This is a genomic window from Microcoleus sp. LAD1_D5 (genome assembly GCF_036702115.1).
Taxonomy (GTDB): Bacteria; Cyanobacteriota; Cyanobacteriia; order Cyanobacteriales; family Microcoleaceae; genus Microcoleus.
Genome location: NZ_JAUBSA010000105.1, coordinates 1 through 15,322, shown reverse-complemented (window position 1 = coordinate 15,322; position 15,322 = coordinate 1). Strand labels below are relative to the sequence as shown.

Sequence of the window (15,322 nt, the reverse complement as noted above, 5' to 3'; positions counted from 1 at the left end):
GGAGCGGAATGAAGCGAAAGTTTCACGTTCCGTTCTGAAAGAGAGGTAGGGGTAGAAATGCCCCTATCGACTCTAACCATTAACCGGACAGTATCTAACTGACAAACCCGCAGAATTATTTAATCATAAAATTTTCTTTAATTCTGCATTCTGTCTTCCACCTTCAGATTTGGACTGCCTTCGAGTGTAAACCCTCATGTCATAGAAGCGGCGTGGGAGAAGGAGCGGAAAGCAATCTCAAGTCATAATTTGTATCGCCTTGAAATTGATAAACGCGGACAAAATAAGTCCCCTCAGGCAAAGGCCCATTGCTGACAATTGTTTCTGAAGCCGTGCCTAAATTGTTAGACGAAGCAATAAGATCGTCTAATCCAACTGCGCCGTTGCCGTTGAGATCTTGAATTAATTCAACATCAACATCTGCACTCAAACCGTCAACAGTTACACTGAAAAGGCTGGGAGTATTGAGGATGAAACTGTAAATGTCGGCTGGTTCAGCATTTCCCACAAAATCGCTCGCAGTTTGAATTTCTGTGAGAATGCCCAGGCTTTTTGCTGCGTTCAAATTGTCGGCGGGATCGGGGAGAGTGCTCAACAATCCTTCTTGTTGACCGAATTGAATGTAATGGTCGATCGCACTTCTAACTGCCCCACTATTGACTGCTGCTGCTACCAGCGGATATTTTTCTAGATAAAAGCTGGGATCGAAGAAAACGCTGGCTTTGCGGTTTTCTAATTGACCGGCTTTGAAGTAGTGTTCAAATGGGGTAAATTGATTGGTTTGAACTGCTGTCTGAACGTCTGGGTTGCTTGCTAGATAGAAACCAACATCGAAGAAAGGGTTGGGGTTTCGTCGTTCAAATTGACCGAATCTAATAAAGTGATCGGCTGCTGAAAAGCCATTGAGTTTCGCTGATACCGCTACATCTGTATTGGTGTCTAAATAATAGCTGGCGTCGAACAGGGCATTCGGGTCGCGATTTTCAAATTTGCCAATTTTTCGGTAGTGATCGAAGGGACTCGATACCGTGCCTCTGGCAACTGCTACGGCGACATCTGGGTTGTTTTCGAGATAAAATTTGCTGTCGAACAGTGTTCTGAGGGTTAGCATTATTAAAAAAATCTCTCTGGACTTTAGTCTGGAAAGTGCACGATCGAGAATCCAGTTTACATCAAAGTTTTGTTTTGTGAGGATGTCTTAATTATGGCTAAATCTGCACTGATGGCAATGCTGCGCCGCGCTGCGAGTATTGCCCAGAAATCAAGGGAAACGGGCATTCCGGCTGATGAACTGCTGGGGATGCTGAGCGCTGGCATTCCTAATTCTGCCATATCTCGTCGCCGCTTGCTGCACGGGGGTTTAGCTGCTGCAGGGGCTGTGGCTGCTGCGACTTTTACCAGGGAGGGAGGGGGAGCTTTTGCTCAACAGGGCGGACGATCGCCGATTTTGGTTGTGGGTGCAGGGATTGCGGGTTTGACGGCGGCTTATCGCTTGCGCCAAGCGGGTGTGCGTGCCGATATAATCGAGGCAACGAACCGCGTGGGGGGACGGATACGCACGGTTCCCAAGGTGGCTGGAACGCTGATTCCGGCTGATTTGGGGGGAGAATTTATTGACACCGGTCATACTACTTTAATCTCGCTGGCGACGGAATTGGGTTTGCGGGCGATCGACTTAGTTGACGTGCAGCGCGAATTTGTGAAAGATACTTTTTTCTTTCAAGGGCGCCGCTTTTCTCTTGAGCAAATAATCGCAGATTTTGCGCCGCTAGCAAGTAAAATTACTGCTGATTTGCAGGCGGTTGGCGATGAAATTAGCTATCTTGATTTTACAGAAGCAGCGGAAAGATTGGACAATCTTTCGCTCGCTGAATATGTAGACCAAGCTGATACTAGCACGATTGTCCGGCAGTTACTCCGCATTGCTTACACGACTGAATACGGTCGAGATCCTGAAGAACAGTCGGCGTTAAATCTGCTGTTTTTAATCGGTTCTGAAGCGGGCAGTTTTGAATTGTACGGCAACAGCGATGAGCGTTATCAAATTGACGGCGGTAATAGTCAAATTATCAACCGTTTGGCGGGTCAATTGTCTGGTTCGATCGAGGCGGGGACGGTTTTGGAAGCGATTACTCTTTTGCCGGATGGCCGCTATCGGGTAAATTTGCGATCGGGACTAAGCGCGTTCGAGCGCACTTACGAGCGAGTTTTGTTAACTTTGCCGTTCAGCACTCTGCGAGACGTTAAAATTAACGTACCTTTGCCCCAACCAAAGCGGCGGGCGATCGAGCAATTGGGTTACGGTACTAATTCTAAGTTAATTACTGGCTACCGCAGCCGAATTTGGCGGGAACTTTATCGATCGACTGCTTCTGTTTATAGCGATTTAGGATTCCAGAATACCTGGGAAGCTACGCCTTTCGCCCCTACTCCTAACGGTTTAGTTACTAATTTTACAGGAGGAAAGCAGGGTTTGTCGATCGGTGCCGGAACTCCAGAAGACCAAGCACAAAGATTTTTGAACCAATTTGAAAGAGTTTTTCCCGGAGTGAGAAATTTGCGATCGGGCAAAGCTGTGCGAGCTTATTGGCCGGGAGAACGCTTTTCTAAAGGTTCTTATTCCTGCTATTTAGTCGGACAGTGGACGCAAATGTACGGCGTTGAAGGCGAACGAGTTGGCAATTTATATTTTGCCGGGGAACACACTTCGCTGGAAAATCAAGGTTACATGGAAGGCGGTTGCGAAACTGGACAAAGGGCGGCTGTTGAAATCTTGCAAGATTTGGGTTTAATAGCTGCTGCTGATGCTGTGAATACTCGAACTGCGAGCAGTTTGAACAGTCGCCGTCCCAGCCGGAAAATTCCCGGAGCCCGGAATCTTAGGAATAGAAAGCCGAGTATTAGATAATCTGGTAAGGTGCGAATCTAATTCTTGTGAGCCGTTGCTCCTAGCCCACCCATCTAATTCTTGTGGGGTGGGCTTCTAGCCCGCCCGAAAATTTAAATTACTCGTAAGGTGCACCATACATAGAGAGATGCAAACGTAAAAATCCTGTGAATTATCATGTACAACTTATTGCCCAAAAACATGATTATTTTACCTTTAACACTAGCTTTATCTAGTTTGCTAATGTCGCCGATATCGGCTCGCCCTTTGCTTACAGACTCTACAAATACACTTGCTCAAAATTCATTAGTTGATGAACCGTTTTGCTACATGAAAACCCCCGACGGCAAAACAGTAGACTTGGGCAAATTGTGCGAGGAACAGCCAGCATCGGGAACTGCCCAAACTTGCATTCCCGGTTCCAACATCGCTGCAAAAGTGTCAATTGCGGCGGCTAATTATGACGGCAACTTTTTCAGCGGTCAAGTGCTTAATCAAGGGTGCAAAAAAATCAAGAATGTCAAAGTAAATTATGAAGTTTTGGACGAGTCAGGCAATTTAATTGACAACGGATTTATCTTCGCTCAACCAGTTACTCTTGCACCCGGACAGTCAGCCGCCTTTCGGGGCGAAGTTGTCGCGGGGGCTAAGGTGCAGGCTACTTATGCAGACGCTCAAGAATGATTTTAGATTTTAGATTTTAGATTTTAGATTGAAGAATTGGACAATTAACCCCACGGATGAATCCGGGGGCGTTGTATGCCGGATGCTTTCGGTCAAGAATGATTGTTGAGATTTGTCCGATCGCTGATATCATGTTTTGGCTCAGATATCTGTAAAAACAGAACTTCCAGAGGTAAAATATCTTGAAAACTCGATCGACATACTGGCAAATCTTACCCTACCTCCGTCCCCAAAAACACACCATCGGTAAAGCATTAGCTTGTACTGTAGTATTTACCGTATTTTGGCCAATTATAGCGTGGCTAGTTGGCGAAACAGCAAAATTTATAGGTAAAGGAGATTTAAAAGGGTTCGCTCAAATTGCCGCACTCAGCGCCATTATATTTCTAATTCGCGGTACAGCCCAGTACGGTCAAGATACGCTGATGGCAAAAGCTGCTTTGACTATTGCTTTAGAAATCCGCAAAAAAGTCTACTCCCACCTGCAAAAACTAAATCTCGGCTACTTTGAAACTGCCAAAACTGGAGACTTATCCTACCGCCTCACCGAAGATATTGACCGCATTGGCGAAGTCGTAAATAAATTTTTTCATCAGTTTATCCCTTGTGTTTTGCAGCTAATTGCGGTTCTGGGATATATGATTTATCTCAACTGGCAATTAACCTTGGGTGCATTAATTATTGCACCGCTGATGGCTATCTTAATTGGCTGGTTTGGCGAAAGACTACTAAGTTACTCGCGCCAAAGTCAAAATCGCATCTCTGATTTATCAGCTTTGCTGACAGAAGTATTCAGCGGCATTCGTTTAATCAAAGCATTTGTGGCTGAAGACTACGAAATTGCCCGCTTTGCAGAAGAAGCACAACAAAACCGCCGCGCTAAGTATCTGTCAGAACGAATAAAAGCACTTCAGTTCGTTGTAGTTGGCTTTCTGGAAGCGATGAGCGTGATTTTGCTCTTTTTCCTGGGAGGTTGGCAAATTTCTCAAGGAAATCTCACCGGTACTCAATTTATCAGTTATATCGCAGGGGTGGCACTTTTAATTGACCCGATCGCTATCACAACTGCTAATTACGGAGATTTTAAGCAGGGAGAAGCTTCTAGCGATCGCATTTTTGAACTATTAGCAATTCAACCAACAGTAGTCGAAAAACCTGGGGCAACTGAACTTCCCCATGTTACTGGCAAAGTCGAATACCGCAATATTAATTTTGCCTATAACTCAGAGACACCCATTCTGCAAAACATGAGTTTGCTGGTGCTTCCCGGAGAAATGATTGCCCTCGTGGGTGCATCCGGCGCGGGTAAAACTACTTTAGTAAACTTGCTACCGAGATTTTACGATCCGCAAGCGGGACAGATTTTAATTGATGGGATTGATATTCAAGATGTGACATTAAATACGCTGCGTCGGCAAATCGGCATTGTGCCGCAAGAAACGATTTTATTTTCGGGTACAATTGCTCAAAATATTGCTTTTGGGCGATCGTATTATGAACTAAAAGATGTTCAAAAAGCTGCTGAGATTGCCAACGCCCATCAATTTATTAGTGAGTTTCCCGACGGTTATCAAACTTGGGTGGGGGAAAGGGGTGTAAACTTATCTGGCGGTCAAAAACAAAGAATTGCGATCGCCCGTGCAGTTTTGCTTAATCCGAGAATATTAATTTTGGATGAAGCGACATCGGCGCTGGATTCGGAATCCGAAGGTTTAGTGCAGGAAGCGCTGGAAAGATTGATGCGCGATCGCACTGTGTTTATTATCGCGCACCGCTTGGCTACTGTGCGGAGAGCCGATCGCATTTTAGTTTTGGAAAAAGGCAGAATTGTGGAATCTGGGACGCACGAGGAGTTGCTGGAAAAGGGATCTCGCTATGCTGGCTACTACGCTCAACAGTTTAGTCAGTAGGCTACATTAGAAACCGGGTTTTCGGCTGTTTCTGCTGGCCTCAACCAAGTATTCTGGAAAAAACCCGGTTTTTGATTACCCGCGCGCACTTCGACAAGAAACCGGGTTTTTGGTCGAATCTGCTGGTCTCAACTAAGTATTGTCGAAAAAACCCGGTTTCTGACTACCCGTGCGTAAGTCCTAATCTAGCAAAAATTTCATTCAAAAGCCTCTCTCGTCTCCAAAGACAATTGATTTCTGAGTAGCATAAAGTCGTCAGAAAACATATTCAAACTATCAAAAAAAGTTTTCCAAGGCTTTGCTGGTATAATCACAAAAACTTCCACCTCTTCGCCCACCGATCCAGGTGGCACTTGAATTTCCAGTTTATTTCCTGCAAGAACTTTGGTTGTAATTCGTATTGCTGGCTGCATAGTTTCTCCTTTGCGATGATTAATTTTCAACAGCCCCTAAAGCTTTGATCGTCGCTTTCTCAACTTCAGTTAAACCCGTAACGCCCGTGATATTCATCTCCTCATAAGGTCGGTCACTTTTCAGTATTTTGATGCACTCACAAGTCTCAACATCCCAAAGAATAATTGTGCCATCCCGACAGCAAGCAGCAATAATTTTTTCATTTGAACTGAAGGCAACAGAGTTAATTCTACTGGTATGACCTTGCAAAATTTTGAGACATTCACCTGTACTGATATCCCATAATCTTACCGTTCCATCGACACTTCCACTAGCAACTATTGCACCAGAATAACTAAAGGCAACTGAACGTATCCAATCAGTATGCCCCTGCAAGATTTGGAAACATTCACCACTGCGGACATCCCATAGTCTTATTGTTCGATCGACACTTCCAGTGGCAAGTATTTCACCGTTGTGGCTAAAGGCGATCGCGCGCGCCCAACCCGTATGCCCCTGCAAGATTTTGAGGCATTCACCAGTATGGATATCCCACAGCCTCACCGTTCCGTCAAAACCTGCACTGGCAAATATCTCGCCCAAAGGACTGAAAGCAGCCGAGTTTACAGAATTGTTATGCCCCTGCAACGTTTTGAGGCATTCGCCAGTACCGATATCCCACAACCTCACCGTTTGGTCATAACCTGCACTAGCAAGTATTTCACCATTTGGACTGAAGGCGATCGATCGTGTTTCATTGCCAAATTCTGGCAAAGTATGAAGGCATTCACCACTGCGAATATCCCACAGTTTCAGTGTTTGGTCATAACTAGCGCTGGCAAGTATTTGACCCGAAGGATTGAAGGCAACTAAGTTTACCCGATCGAGATGCCCGTGCAAAATTTGGAGGCACTCACCGCTGCTGACATCCCACAGCTTGACTGTTTGTTCGTCATCGGCGCTGGCAAACATTTCACCGTTGGGACTGAAGGCGATCGACCTTACTTGATTGCTATGCCCTTGCAGCGTATTCAAGCATTCACCGCTGTTGATATCCCACAGCTTCAGCGTTTTATCGTAACTGCCGCTAACAAGTATTTCACCCCCAGGATGGAAGGCGATTGACCCTACTCGATCGTTATGCCCTTGCAAAGTATTCAAGCATTCACCGTTGTTGATATCCCACAGTTTTGCTGTGCGATCGTGACTGCCACTTGCAAGTATTTCGCCATTTGGGCTAAAGGCGATCGACCGTATTTGATCGAAATGTCCCTCCAAAGTTTTGAAACATTCACCGCTACCGATATTCCACAGCCTCACTGTTTTGTCGCCGCTGCCACTAGCAAGTATTTCACCAGCAGAATTGAAAGCAACTGAAAACACGTTTTTAGTATGACCGTACAAAATTTTGAGGCATTCACCAGTACCGACATTCCACAGCCTCACTGTTGTGTCGCCACTTCCACTGGCCAACATCTCACCAGCAGGATGGAAAGCCACTGAAAATACAACTTTAGTATGGTCTTGCAAAATTTTGCAGCATTCACCCGTGTGAATATCCCATAACCTGATCGTGCAATCGAAACTCCCGCTAGCGAGTATATTTCCATCAGGATTGAAGGTGACTGACATTACCGATCCGGTATGTCCCTGCAAAACTTTTAAACATTCACCAGTCTTGACATCCCATAACTTGATTGTATTTTCATAACTCCCGCTAGCAAGTATCTCACCATCAGGACTGAAGGCGACTGACTCCACCACGTTAGTATGTCCTTTACAGGTCAATATTTCTCTGCCACTGCTAGCTTCCCACAAGCGAACTATGCCATCAGTATCACCTGTAGCTAACAGTTTGCCATCAGGACTAAATATGACCGATCGAACACTGCTGAAGATTTTAGTAAAAACAGAATCAGCTAAATTTGCTGAAACAAAATTGACGCGGCGCAGACTAGCATTTGTAAAATCAGCACCTAAAATAACTGCACGAGAAAGGTCTTTTGCTTCTAACGCAGTGCCATCGATTTTCACCACCAGCGTCGCCGCATTCCCTCCCACATAACCTACCTCACTTTCAGTTTTTCCCCGCGTTGCTTCCAGAATTTCCAATAATTCCTCCGTAGCTGCCCCTACATCGAGGCAGGGCCGGCACGAGGACACCGCCCCTACCATTGGCAACAACAAATCCATGACTGCTTTTGTCAGCGGCGCGTGTCCGAAACTCTGACGGAGTTGCCCTAAATCTTCAGCAGCAAATCCCTGCAAAGGCGCAATAAGTTCACCATTATTTCTCTTCTGGGCTTGCAATCGACAATAATTAGACCAAGTATATTTTTGAGGCGCTGCATTACGATCTAAACAAGACTGTTCCGGCGCAACTAATTCGGTAAAATCTGCCGCCAAAACTCCCAATTCCGCTGCAAATTTATAAGCGACAAAAAACTCTAACAGCGAACGGTGCGCCGGAGTATAATCGCCATCGGCATTGCGGATTAGCATCGTTTGACCCATCATGTCGTAGTGCCAGTGGTCTAAGTCTTTTTCCTCTTGCACGAGCGCACCAAACAAGCTGCGGATGCGATCGGGAAAACTGCGATAATTGATACTCATTTGGTTGGTAGACAGCATTTCCCAAGACAGTTCGCACAAAAAATAAAGCTTATCTGCTACAGAAGTAAAAGTACGTTCTGCTTTGATATCTCTCTCTATCTTCCGCCGCACCGCATACAGATATATCCGCGACATATCGACTGGTTTTCCAGCTTCAATATCGGGCAATGCTTCCAAAATTAACTCTGTCATCACCGGGCGACGCGCTAAATCCAATAACTGCGGGTTTCCCATCACTTTTTCGACTGTCGCCGCTTCTGTTTGAAATGACAGCGCTAGCCCAATTTGCTCGTCGTTAAATTTTTCTAATTCTAAGACTTCAAATTGGGGAGTTTCGCCTGTTAAAATGGTTGTTGATGCTTGCAGTTCTGCATTGAACAATGCCCGTCCTTCCTTGCCTTCAGGAAAGTGTTCGGTACGGCAAGTGAGGATGACTTTTGCGCCGGGAACGACGGCTTTTGCTAGTTCCCAGAAGTTGTTGATGGTTTCTTGCCGATCGCACTTAGCGGCCATTTCATCAAAACCATCGAAAATCAGCAGAAACTTGCCCATGCGATTGAGTTGTTCAAAGGCAGAATAACCCGCCAAAGGTATCTCGTGCTTGCGAAAGAAAAACTCGGAAAATAGCGACTCGACACTAACTGCTTTGGCGTAATCTCGCAACGGAATTACTAACGGCAAACGCGGACGTTCTAAGCCGCGCTTTTGAGCATCTCGGTAGTGTTGCAGCGCCATCCAAGCATAGTGCATCGCAAACCAAGTTTTCCCAGTTCCAAATTCTCCTAAAACTGAAATATGTTCTTTTACTGGGTCATTCAACCACAGGTCAATATAACCTTCGATCCAGCCATCTCGCTCTCCATAATGACTCACGCCTATCTTGCGGTGAGTATCGGGGTCAATTTCTTCTTTTGTACAGGCTAACGGCACATATTTGGTATCAATTCCCCGGCTGGTAATTTCAGTTTCCAGCCAGTTGAGATAAGCGGAAAAATCGGCATCTTGGTCGAGCAATTCATCGAAAGTATAGCAAGCTAGATCGCGATTTTCATCTTTTTCTACCTCATCCCGCGCGGCGCGACTGATGCGGCGGGCGGTGACTAACCAGCCTTCATCGGTGCGCTGTTTTTCCACCGACTCGCGCAGGGCTGAGATATCTCTGAGTCCCGCTTCTCCGGCTATTCCGCGCACTAAAATGCGATCGTACCGATTGCGTCTGACGGGGACATTGATAATCCATTCAAAATAGTTATCTTCCGAGATTTGATAGGTTTCAAACTTATAACTTAATGTTTCAAACCAACCACGAACTTGTTGTGATAAAATAAAAGCTTGAGACTTTTGAATATTCGTTGATGCTGCGGGAAGTGCGGGATAATCTTCAGCTTCCAACCGCGCAAATTCGGTGCGAATTCCTTCGATAGTGGGGAGGCGTTCGATGCGATCCATTACCATAGATAGGCGTTTTTGCAAAGAGGCGATCGAATTTCCCATCATCACATCTCCCAGCGTCCGCGTCCGCTTTGCTACTTCCATAAACACGGCGGCAAATGCCATGAATTCCCGTCTGGGGTCAATGCCTAAATCTCGAATTTCTTTGCCTAAAGCACTCTCATTCAGATATTCATCGCCTGCTTTAATTAAAATGGCTGGGCTATCGGACTCGAAGGCTTTGCGAAATGCTGATTCAATCTCTTTTTGGCGAAACAGTTCTAAAATCTGCTTGGGTTTGCCAGCGCCGTACTCTACTAAAGTATAAACATAAACTCCGCTAAAATCTGCGGGCGGAGCATCGGGGTCAAGGTTAAATTTTTTTAAGATTTTGATGACAGTTTCGTTGCGTTGAAACTTGTCTTTGATAGTGCCGAAGGGAATTGTAGTCAGGAGGCTGATAACTAAGTCGAGACTAATTAACATGATTTAGGCTTTCCTGTTTTTCCGGGGAAGTAATGCTCAAATCTAGAATCGGTAGGCTGTGTCCCTGAAATGCGCTGCGGGCGATCGCAAACTGCTCTATTTTTATGTTAACAGGATTTACGCGCTCCGACTAAAGAAACCGGGTTTTTACCGAATCTGCTGGTAGGAGCGAAGTATTTTCCTAAAAAACCCGGTTTCTGACCCACCCTTGGTAAGTTATATCTAGTTAATTAACTTAGCATATTTTAGAAAAATTGACAACTATAAAACACCGAAAAAACCGACACATATGGTAGTATAAATAGCTCTAAAATTAGTTGTTATATCATAGTGCAAAAGTTAAAATATAGATAACTAACAAATAAATTTTGCGGTCTATGAAAATACAATCTTCTGTCTTAGTCCACCTGGGATTTGGCAAATATGTACGCTCCGATCGAGTAACAGCAGTAATACCAATTGAAGATGAACGGGGGCCTGGTAGGCGCACTTTTGTGCATATAGACGGCGAAGCAGACCCGATCGTTGCTTCGCGTGGTGAAGATACGATCGTGCGCGATTTGGTGCAGGAACCGCGCGAAATAACTCAAGCTCGGCAGCAACAAGAAATTCTGCAAGATTTGCTGGCAGATTTGAGCAATGTTAACGTCACCGTGCGCCGCATCAGCCGCGATGAAGGCGGACTCGATCTCGAACTTTTAGAGCGCCGAATTCGCCAAATTTTAGACGCATAAAAATTAAAGACCGCCCGGGCGGTCTTTCTTATTTTTTGGGTCGCTAAAAGTTTTAAGTTACGGGTTTCAATGTAATTTCGATGTCCGCTAAACCAGTGAGTTTTTCTACCACGGGCTCTTCTTCAACTCGCGGTACAAAAATAGTTAAACCTCCCGGAATGCACTCAATAGAAACCGGAGTCATGCCGAAGATTTCCCCGTCTACAACCACTTTTTGAGGCGGATCGGCACTAATAGTTACTTTTTTTGCCCGTAAATAACCGATGTCGTCGCGATCGGTAGGATTGCCGCTCAAAGCTGTTTGCAATAGATGATAAGAAGCTGCGATCGCCCCAGCTTTATTCTGAGGCGCCACCAGCGTCACATCCAGCAAGCCGTCATCAACAATAATCCCGGCAGGCCCTTGAGCTAAAATGGAAGTAGCCGGCGCTGCATTCGCCACCGTCACCGCCACAGCAGTAACGCTGATAATTTTATCTTCGGTTTCGATTTCCGCTTCAAACCTTTCTAAATTGTTTAACTGTTTAATTCCCGATAAAATGTAAGCCAGCATTCCCCAGCGATTCTTCATTTCGCGATCGGCTAGTTCGACAGTTTCCGCCTCAAAACCCACTCCAGCCAACAAAACCATCGGCATTTTACCGTTGCAAATCGCCGCATCCACCACCCGCGTCAACCCTCCCAAAATAGTTTCGCAGGCGGTGTCAATAGTATTGGGAATGTCTAAAGCATTCGCAAAAGCATTAGCAGTTCCCCGCGAAATAATTCCTAAAGGAATATTTGTGCTGACAATCGCCCCAGCGACCGCGGATAATGTGCCGTCGCCCCCGGAAGCAATAATTGCCTCAACTCCCCTAGCAACTGCTTCACGGGCGATTTGATCTGCGTCTACTTCTGGGGTTGTCAGCCGAATGTCTAAGTCAATAAAAGGCTCTAAAAGTTCCTGAATTCTAGCTAAGTCTTGGTCGGGGTCGCTGTTGCCGGCGACGGGATTAAAAATTAGGCAAGCTGAACGTTTCATATTTGGTAATAGGTAATTGGTAATGGGTAATGGCTGAACTGAAACCCTCGATTTTTTTTCGTTGGTATCGAAGTTTCGATCCCCCTAAATCCCCATTAATAAGGGGAGTAGGGGTTGACTTTGAGTGTTCTTGTCCCCCCCTTATTAAGGGGGGTTAGGGGGGATCAAGACTCAACTATAACCCTGATTTAGACATGGTTGTAACCTTAAGTTTACACACATGCAAGGCCCGCCAAACTTCGACAACAACCCTCACCTATTTTTCAAAGGCTTAATTAAGACTTGACAAAAGTCCACTCTAAGACTTCGCGCGGAGCTTTGTGCAGCGCTTCTTTGATTTCCTCGTTGCTGTCGAACTGGACTCGATCCAAATGGCACGCTTCGACGTTCACAGTAAACTTATCTTCTTCAAAAGGCCAAGGAGTTACAGTCACGAGTTCGTTGCTGTTCTGTACAATATCGTAGCGCTTGCCGTCGGGGCCGACACTAATTTCTAAAGCTCGTTCTCCGGCGGGTAACTCGCGGCTGCAAAGAATTAATGATAGCCGATCGCACCACTGGAAAAAAGCATAAGCTGATTCGGCCTCTTCTTTATAAATCTTCAACTCCTCGCGCCATTTTTTTTGATTTTCCAGTTGTTCGTCCAAAAACTCGTCGAGTTCCTTCGACTCTCCCCGCTTTCCTTCAGTGAGAAAGCTCATGTGCATAGAAATCAGCATTGCTACCCACCTACCGCGATATAGCGCATTCTGCGTCATGGCTTTAATTTTCGGCAGAGACGTTTCCGTCTGCAAGGTAAAATCTAAGGGCGCGCCCGCTTCAGTCAATATATGTTCTTCCCACTCTTTCTCCAAATCGTCGTGATGCGAAATCGCCGCTATGGTTTCGTACAAGCGAATAGGAGATTTCGAGCGCTTCCAGTGTCCGCCAAGTTGGGCCGCGAGCAAAGCGTGGGCGCGGTGGTAAATAATTTCCCAGCCAGTAGGGGTTAAGTTAGCAATCATTGAATTTTTGTCCTGAATTAAGTTGATACGAGTATTTTGTGCGAGCATTCGGCTTTCGATCTCCCCCAGCCTAAAAAAGGGGGGAACCGGAATCGGTCAAAGTCCACCTTTTTAAGGGCGATCGAGACTTACAGAAAAACGAAAGTTAAATCACAAAAGGTTCGATCGAGATCTCCTGCCATTTCCCCTCAAATCGTTCGACAACCAAAGGTCTGACTCTAAATTTGGGGGGACACCCGTCGAGAACATCAATCCGCAAACACGAATAAGGACGGCGTTTGTGGGAACCTTGGCCGCTGCGGCCGACAAATAACAAAGATTCCGCTATCCGCCGATCGCCTTTTTGCGATCGCCCGCCCTCACGCGCCAACCGATAAGCTTCTGGACTCGATGGTTCCTCCAACACCGGCCCTTCCGGGCGCTGGCGGCGGAGACTGTGGCCGCTTCCCCCGCAGACAATCCAATTAATCCCAGAGTCGCCGTGGCCCGTATCCCCAGTCCGCAGGTATTCCAAACAGTGAGCGTGGCCAGTCAGTACCAAATCTACTAGCGGACGACCGCGCGCCGCCCCCCCAATGGCATCGGCCACCCCGTCGAGCACCTCGCGCAATCGCAACCGAACCGCCAAAGTTTGAGCTTGATTCCACTTTGTCGCCTCGGTCACGTAGGGGGGATGGTGCAGGTAAATTACCCGCCCCCGCACCTCGGAATCGCGCCAAGAGTCAATCAGTCTTTTTTTCAGCCATTCGAGCTGTTCAACGTCAGTGGCGGCTGTTTTGTGGGACGACAGTTGTTTGTCAATATCCATCAACATTTCGTCAACTTGCTCTAACTTGGCGGCCAAGTCGTCTAGCTGTTCGGCTTCCTCGGGAATTTCGGGGTTGAGCCGATCGCACATTTCGAGCATTGCCAATTTTTCTTGTTCCAACTTCTGCCGATCAAATTCCAAATTCTGGCGGCGAATGTCGCCCTGTTTGGTTTTCGGGATCGGTAAGGGCTCGTTGAAGGTGTTGGAGTCGAGGGCGAAAAAGTCGATGCCGCCGCTGCGGAACGTGTAATAGCGGTTGGGTAAGCGGGTAAAACGTCCGGGTTGGTAGCGGATGCAGCGGCCTGTGCTGGTGCTGGCGGTGTAGTGGGCGTCTAGGTGGCGATCGAGCTCTCCCGGCATTTTGTGAGCTTTGAGGTAGTCCAGAAAGGCTTTGGCGTAGGTATTTCCGCGATCGGAACCGTGCCAGCCGACATCGAGATCCAACTTGGCACCCAACAGCCGCCGCAGCGGCAAAGCTGTCGCTGAGAGAAGGCCGTAGACTATCGGCAAGTCGTAATAGTCGTGGTTTCCTGGTACGGGCAAAAACGGAAAATTAAACACCATGCGATCGTAGGCAATCCGAGAGGGATGCTCGCCCCCGACTATAAATTCTCGGTAGGGGCGAATAAAGTTTTGCAAGTAATATTCGCTGGAACCTACGAGATAAACGACATCGCCGGTGTGGAGGACAAAACGGCAATTTTCGCGCTCGGAGACCATCTGTTCGGCAATCTGCCGCTGGGGATTGTGCCCGCGGTGGTTGCCCGTGCCGCTGTCGCCTACGACTAAAAACGAAAACTCTGGAGAGTCGGTGGTTGGAGATGCCAAAACTATCCGAGTTTGGTCGATTCCCCGATCGACGATCGACTGTTCTTGCCACCGCACCCGCTCGTTCATTTTGCGGATTTTGACTTTTATTTGCGGGTCGGAAACGAATTTCAATTCACCTCTTCTCCAAAATTGCTGAGTTCCTAGTTAATAGTGTAGCGATCGGTCGAGTTTTTACATCTCTCTAAAAGCTGAAAATCGACGCACGGGTGGTCAGAAACCGGGTTTTTGACGACAATACTGCCTGACAACTGACATATTACACGATTCTCAATCAGCCTGTTATGGGCGGGTTCTGGGGTTCACCCCACAATAAAATTCACTCTTTGTGGAACAGGTCGTCGGGCCTTTTAAGCGAGAATGGTGCAATATGTGAGACGATCGCACTCTCCGACTCCAAGCGCGATCGAACCCTACACCCTGGCCCAAGTGGGCAACATCAGATAGCAATACTCCGGACAGTTTTTAAAGAGGGATGCGACGCCTACGGCAAGCAACGCTTACGCAATAAATCACAGAAGCG

The 15,322-nt window shown here is 46.7% G+C and carries 10 protein-coding genes; 4 read left to right on the top strand and 6 right to left on the bottom strand.

Going from position 1 to position 15,322, the window contains the following annotated elements; translation table 11 throughout:
- Positions 1-199: 199 nt before the first annotated feature.
- Complete coding sequence (locus QUA70_RS26225) at positions 200-1,111, bottom strand: PPC domain-containing protein (RefSeq protein ID WP_333350748.1); 912 nt, start codon at positions 1,109-1,111, stop codon at positions 200-202.
- A 93-nt stretch (positions 1,112-1,204) separates the two neighbouring features.
- Between QUA70_RS26225 and QUA70_RS26220 the strand changes: the two genes are divergently transcribed.
- From QUA70_RS26220 to QUA70_RS26210, 3 genes are all read left to right on the top strand, one after another.
- Positions 1,205-2,908, top strand: a complete 1,704-nt coding sequence (locus QUA70_RS26220) for an NAD(P)/FAD-dependent oxidoreductase (RefSeq protein ID WP_333350750.1) — start codon at positions 1,205-1,207, stop codon at positions 2,906-2,908.
- 180 nt (positions 2,909-3,088) lie between these two features.
- Entirely contained in the window at positions 3,089-3,571 is a 483-nt protein-coding gene (locus tag QUA70_RS26215) for an FxLYD domain-containing protein (RefSeq protein ID WP_333410730.1), read from the top strand.
- A gap of 182 nt (positions 3,572-3,753) precedes the next feature.
- Complete coding sequence (locus QUA70_RS26210; RefSeq protein ID WP_333350754.1) at positions 3,754-5,481, top strand: ABC transporter ATP-binding protein; 1,728 nt, start codon at positions 3,754-3,756, stop codon at positions 5,479-5,481.
- 197 nt (positions 5,482-5,678) lie between these two features.
- On the opposite strand, the gene QUA70_RS26205 is transcribed toward QUA70_RS26210, so the two are convergent.
- Positions 5,679-5,894 (bottom strand): hypothetical protein, encoded by a 216-nt coding sequence (locus QUA70_RS26205; RefSeq protein WP_333350756.1) that lies wholly within the window; start codon positions 5,892-5,894, stop codon positions 5,679-5,681.
- A 19-nt stretch (positions 5,895-5,913) separates the two neighbouring features.
- Positions 5,914-10,404 (bottom strand): WD40 domain-containing protein, encoded by a 4,491-nt coding sequence (locus QUA70_RS26200; RefSeq protein WP_333350757.1) that lies wholly within the window; start codon positions 10,402-10,404, stop codon positions 5,914-5,916.
- Between the two features lie 377 nt (positions 10,405-10,781).
- Here QUA70_RS26200 and QUA70_RS26195 point away from each other — a divergent pair, with 377 nt between their 5' ends.
- Positions 10,782-11,138, top strand: coding sequence for a hypothetical protein (locus tag QUA70_RS26195; protein WP_333329239.1), 357 nt, complete (start codon positions 10,782-10,784; stop codon positions 11,136-11,138).
- Positions 11,139-11,190: 52 nt separating this feature from the next.
- Here the strand turns inward: QUA70_RS26195 and QUA70_RS26190 are convergent, their stop codons facing one another.
- From QUA70_RS26190 to QUA70_RS26180, 3 genes are all read right to left on the bottom strand, one after another.
- Positions 11,191-12,159, bottom strand: coding sequence for a YegS/Rv2252/BmrU family lipid kinase (locus QUA70_RS26190; RefSeq protein WP_333350759.1), 969 nt, complete (start codon positions 12,157-12,159; stop codon positions 11,191-11,193).
- A gap of 275 nt (positions 12,160-12,434) precedes the next feature.
- The gene (locus QUA70_RS26185; protein ID WP_333329245.1) at positions 12,435-13,163 is read right to left on the bottom strand and encodes a DUF3891 family protein; all 729 of its coding nucleotides are present in this window, start codon (positions 13,161-13,163) and stop codon (positions 12,435-12,437) included.
- A gap of 145 nt (positions 13,164-13,308) precedes the next feature.
- On the bottom strand, positions 13,309-14,913 hold the full coding sequence (locus tag QUA70_RS26180) for a metallophosphoesterase (protein ID WP_333350763.1): 1,605 nt from the start codon (positions 14,911-14,913) through the stop codon (positions 13,309-13,311).
- Between the last annotated feature and the right edge of the window lie 409 nt (positions 14,914-15,322).

Coding starts and splice junctions, on each gene's coding strand:
- QUA70_RS26225 (WP_333350748.1), bottom strand. CDS start 1,111: ATGCTAACCCTCAGAACACTGTTCGACAGCAAATTTTATCTCGAAAAC.
- QUA70_RS26220 (WP_333350750.1), top strand. CDS start 1,205: ATGGCTAAATCTGCACTGATGGCAATGCTGCGCCGCGCTGCGAGTATT.
- QUA70_RS26215 (WP_333410730.1), top strand. CDS start 3,089: ATGATTATTTTACCTTTAACACTAGCTTTATCTAGTTTGCTAATGTCG.
- QUA70_RS26205 (WP_333350756.1), bottom strand. CDS start 5,894: ATGCAGCCAGCAATACGAATTACAACCAAAGTTCTTGCAGGAAATAAA.
- QUA70_RS26200 (WP_333350757.1), bottom strand. CDS start 10,404: ATGTTAATTAGTCTCGACTTAGTTATCAGCCTCCTGACTACAATTCCC.
- QUA70_RS26195 (WP_333329239.1), top strand. CDS start 10,782: ATGAAAATACAATCTTCTGTCTTAGTCCACCTGGGATTTGGCAAATAT.
- QUA70_RS26190 (WP_333350759.1), bottom strand. CDS start 12,159: ATGAAACGTTCAGCTTGCCTAATTTTTAATCCCGTCGCCGGCAACAGC.
- QUA70_RS26185 (WP_333329245.1), bottom strand. CDS start 13,163: ATGATTGCTAACTTAACCCCTACTGGCTGGGAAATTATTTACCACCGC.